Here is a 1,551-nt window from a genome sequence, read left to right as displayed (position 1 = left end):
TCCGACCATGCTAAGGATACCGTCTGGTACCGGCTCTGAGAATCGGATGCGGCGATGGGCAATGCTTGCCGACCCGCGCCGGCGGTCCTATACTGCGACCTGGTATTGTCACCTTCCCTCCTTGCTTCGCGAGAATTCGTCATGCTTCACCGCGTTACCCGTCGGGGCTGTGGGCTCGATGCCTGCTGCTCGCTGTGTTTTGCACGTTGGGGGCGGTCGGAGTCACTGCCGAGGAGCTTCCCCCGGTGGAATCGGTCGATGCGGCGACTCGTTCGATGTGGCTGATTGATGGTGTCGTCGTCGACTCGGTCAGCTCCCAACCGATCTCCGATTTCACCGTCACCCCGGGCTCCTTGTCGACAGATGAGTCGGGCAGGTCGACGGTGCGATGGCGCGACAATTTGAAACGGGAAATGACAGCCGGACGCTTGCGTTGGCCGCGGACCAGCGGATTCTCCGTGATGCGTTTTCGAGTGACTGCCGACGGTTACCGCCCCGCCGTGACGCAACGCATTTGGCGCGGCGGCCCGCACACCCAAATCAAAGTCCGACTGGTTCCGGTGGACCCGGCAACTGAATAAGCGCCCGGACAACCGGCCCCCTGACCCGCGATTTCACCCCACCAACTTCCTCCCCACCACATCATTCTGCCCCGAATCATTCTGCCTTCTTTCCACACGACTTCCCAATCGATCGGCAGAACGATCCAGCCAGAACGATCCAGCCAGACCGGTGATCAGAACGGCAGCATTTTCAGAAACCGCTGACCGAATCGGCCGTAGTCTTGACCGTCCACGTCACCGTCTCCGTCGCTGTCCATGGCGGGATTGAATCCGGGATCGCCGCTGGATTTTAGGAACGTCAATCCGAAGCGTCCGTAGTCCTGGCCGTCCACGTCGCGGTCACCGTCGCTGTCTCCGTAGAGCGCGAAGAAATCATCCGTGGCCAACGTGCCGTAGCTGTAATCACCGCCTTGCAGACCGTCGTTGTTTCCGTCAAGCGTCACCGACGTCCCCGCGCGACGCACCTTCGATGGATCAATGGTCAACTGGTAGTTGCCGTCGACCAACGCCGCATCCAGTCCACGGGTCAGCGCGCCACTGAATGTCAACGTCGCCACCGAATTGCCTTGCGGGTCGGTGTTGACGACAAACGATGTCGCCACCACACCGCCCTCGGGATCGCGTTTACGGACTTCGAACGCACCGGGATCGATGTCGACCAAGCCGTCAAATGCGACATCAATCTTTGTGATGCGAGAGTGTTGGGGGCTGGCGGATCCGTCGCCGATCGCCAGCGGGCCGACCTGTCCCAGATCGACCAATGTCAAACGCACCTCGGTCGGACCGACCGACAGGTCCCAGTCGCTGCCCAGGGGCGGGGTGGGAAAGTCACCGCTTGTGAAGGTTCCGGTGATCGCTGAACCGCTCATCAGCACGAACGAATTGCCGACGACGGGAGTCACGCCGTCAGGGGCTCGGAATTTCACTGCGCCGCCGACGGAGATCGGTCCGGCGGAATTGATCTGTCCCCCGGCCGATTCAGTCATCG

The 1,551-nt window shown here is 61.4% G+C and carries 2 protein-coding genes; one reads left to right on the top strand and one right to left on the bottom strand.

Annotation, left to right across the window (positions count from 1 at the left end; genetic code table 11):
* Window positions 1–275 precede the first annotated feature (275 nt).
* Complete coding sequence (locus tag ABX749_RS32455) at window positions 276–581, top strand: hypothetical protein (RefSeq protein WP_372899685.1); 306 nt, start codon at window positions 276–278, stop codon at window positions 579–581.
* Window positions 582–736: 155 nt separating this feature from the next.
* Here the strand turns inward: ABX749_RS32455 and ABX749_RS32450 are convergent.
* The coding region (locus ABX749_RS32450) for a hypothetical protein (protein WP_372899684.1) at window positions 737–1,551 on the bottom strand (815 nt) is incomplete at its 5' end.

It is taken from the genome of Stieleria sp. (assembly GCF_041595215.1).
GTDB lineage: Bacteria > Planctomycetota > Planctomycetia > Pirellulales > Pirellulaceae > Stieleria > Stieleria magnilauensis.
Note: the sequence above shows the minus strand (reverse complement) of the source record. Positions and strands in the feature narration are given on the sequence as shown.

Excerpts from the sequence above, each read along its gene's own strand:
- ABX749_RS32455 (WP_372899685.1), top strand. The coding sequence starts at position 276 with ATGTGGCTGATTGATGGTGTCGTCGTCGACTCGGTCAGCTCCCAACCG.